1 protein-coding gene and 1 pseudogene are annotated in these 598 nt (G+C 62.0%); both read right to left on the reverse strand.

Annotation, left to right across the window (positions count from 1 at the left end; all coding sequences use genetic code 11):
- A partial coding sequence (locus tag ABE438_RS20330; protein WP_346504460.1) for a branched-chain amino acid ABC transporter permease occupies window positions 1-483 on the reverse strand: 483 nt, incomplete at its 3' end.
- Between the two features lie 4 nt (window positions 484-487).
- Window positions 488-598 (reverse strand): annotated as a pseudogene (locus tag ABE438_RS20335) (ABC transporter ATP-binding protein); the annotation flags it as partial.

Here is a 598-nt window from a genome sequence, read left to right on the forward strand (position 1 = left end):
GCAGACGGCGAGCGAGGCGACGACGACCCAGGCGCGGTAGTTGGGCAGGAACATGAAGCCGAGGTTCTGGCCGCCGCGCAGGGCTTCGGGCATCTGGTAGGGCAGGCCGGATGAGCCGTACTGGTTGCGGAACAGGCCCTGGATGATCAGCGCCAGGCCGAAGGTCAGCAGCAGCCCGTAGAGATGGTCGACATGGGCGATGCGCTTGAGCAGCAGCCGCTCGATCGCCACACCCGTCGCCCCCACCGCGATCGGTGCCAGGAGCAGCGCCGCCCAGTAGTTGATCCCCAGATAGTTCAGGCACATCCACGCCACGAAGGCGCCCATCATGTACTGCGCGCCATGCGAGAAGTTGATGATGTTCAGCAACCCGAAGATCACCGCCAGCCCAAGGCTCAGGATCGCATAGAACGACCCGTTGATCAGACCCAGCAGAAGCTGGCCGAACAATGCCTGCGGGGGAACGCCTAACAGTTCGAACATGGCATCAAACCCCGAGATATGCGTGGAGCTTGTCGATGTTTGCGTCGAGCTTTTGGTTTGGGATCATGTCGATGACCTTTCCCTGCTCGACGACGTAGTGCCTGTCCGCGACGGT

It is taken from the genome of Allobosea sp. TWI1241, assembly GCF_039673065.1.
GTDB lineage: Bacteria > Pseudomonadota > Alphaproteobacteria > Rhizobiales > Beijerinckiaceae > Allobosea.